The sequence below is a fragment of the Oleiphilus sp. HI0128 genome (assembly GCF_001635365.1).
In genome coordinates this window covers 1-1,463 of the sequence record NZ_LWGG01001556.1, presented here as the reverse complement: position 1 = coordinate 1,463, position 1,463 = coordinate 1, and the positions used below count along the sequence as shown (strand labels likewise).

Genomic DNA, 1,463 nt, shown 5'->3' with positions numbered 1-1,463 from the left:
GCCAACTCAGCGAAGCAAAGCAAATACGAAGTAGCCAGTTTAGACGAACAAAATAGTGAACAAGTCAGCACTTCAACTGCCATACCGCCTCACACAGAAGCAGAGATAGATCATTCCAGCAAATCCCTTGGAACTCTGCACCGAAGCACTACTGAAGACATTCACTTTGAAGTAAGCGGCCAAGTTGATACAAACTATGAATTTGACGAAACCAGTCATGAAACAGCTTATGGCCAAATCAATTACAACAGCGACGGCAGCTGGCAATACACGCTAGACAACAACACTTCGAAAATTCAAGAACTGGGGGCAAACGACTCCCTTATCGACAGCATCGACCTAATCAGCAAAAGTGGCGACAAATTTACCCTCAATATCACCATACATGGGATTAACGACAGCGCAACAATCTCTGGCGACAAGAGCGCTGAAGTTTCAGCACTAAGTAACTATAGCCCTGGTGAAAGACCCGAAACGATCAGCGGCACGCTTACTGTTAAAGACCTCGACCAAGATGAAGCCCAAATGCTGGCTGAAGACATGGTTGAAGGCACATACGGCTTTGTAAGTATTTCCGCTAGTGGCGAATGGACTTATTCGCTCAATAGTGAGTCAGACGCAGTAAAAAGCCTTCATCAAAACGACACTTTGCATGACCTAATCCCGCTAAAAAGCGTGGACGGTACTAATCAACTTCTCAAGATCACTATTTTTGGCGCCGATGACAAGCCTTTTTTAAGCGGTGACAACTCTGAAACGATCGACTTAGCCAATGCCACTTACGCCGAACAGAAGCTAAACATCGACGACCCTGACTTTGGTCAATCTCACTTTATAGCAGCCGAAGACATTGCCACCCGCTCTAACTATGGCACTGGCAGTATTGATGAACATGGCAACTGGCGATACGAACTAAATACTGACAACCCGAGTGTCATCTCTTTGGGAGAGAAAGAACGCTTGTTCGACACATTTGTTGTCGAAAGTGTTGATGGCACGACACAAACAGTCATTATCAAGATTGAAGGAAGTGATCAGCCACTCTTTGCCAACAACAGCTCCAGCGAGCCAGAGACCCTAGAGTTAAATCAAGTTCTACATGATGACACAGAGAACGACCTAGAAAGCGTATTCGGAAAGGCTAACTCTAGCCATCAGTCCACGGGCGAGACCCTAGACAATGCCAATACAAGTGCAAGCGAGATTTTACAGCAAATTACTCAGCAAAACTTTCAAGACAACCATCTCATTACTTAAGAGAGTTGAATACTTAGCTAGAGCGTATCGCCCTCCGATAATATAGACACATTCACCTGGCCCAATTTTTCTCTCAGCTTTTCTCTATCAACAAGCTTAGCCTGTACTGCGCTAGGCAGTTCGGTAAACAAAATAATACCTTTCTGCACCAGCAAGGAGATGAGGTCTTCCGTCACTCGCGCCAGATCAACATCGCTATCCTGTAA

At 45.3% G+C, this 1,463-nt stretch carries 1 protein-coding gene and 1 pseudogene; one reads left to right on the top strand and one right to left on the bottom strand.

Annotation, left to right across the window (positions count from 1 at the left end; all coding sequences use genetic code 11):
* The coding region (locus tag A3763_RS25685; protein ID WP_197483132.1) for a VCBS domain-containing protein at positions 1-1,257 on the top strand (1,257 nt) is incomplete at its 5' end.
* A 17-nt stretch (positions 1,258-1,274) separates the two neighbouring features.
* Here A3763_RS25685 and A3763_RS29255 read toward each other — a convergent pair.
* Positions 1,275-1,463, bottom strand: a pseudogene (locus tag A3763_RS29255) (tryptophan synthase subunit beta like protein); the annotation flags it as partial.